General features: G+C 50.9%; 1 pseudogene. It reads left to right on the forward strand.

Going from position 1 to position 293, the window contains the following annotated elements:
• Positions 1 to 293, forward strand: a pseudogene (locus ACESLM_RS02740) (hypothetical protein); the annotation flags it as partial.

Raw genomic sequence — 293 nt, forward strand, 5'->3', positions numbered from 1 at the left:
TGCTCTCGGGCATTGTTCGCGTTTCGGATTCCGTCTATTGCAAACGGATGGTTCCTTCCTTCGACTGGCATCAACAAGAACAGCCTCTGCTGATCGGCGCTTCGGATGCGAGCGACGGCACTCCAGACAAAATTGTGATTAAACTGCAATCGAAAGTCCCGTTAAAAGACAAGTACGACTGCCCGGATACGGCACCTTTCATTCGCGCTCACGTTCATCCTGACGATGCGACAAACGTAATCGTAACCCGAAAGTACGGACGGGATATGAATAAAAAGCTCGTGTGGATGGGG

It is taken from the genome of Cohnella sp. (genome assembly GCF_041641335.1).
Taxonomy (GTDB): domain Bacteria; phylum Bacillota; class Bacilli; order Paenibacillales; family Paenibacillaceae; genus Cohnella.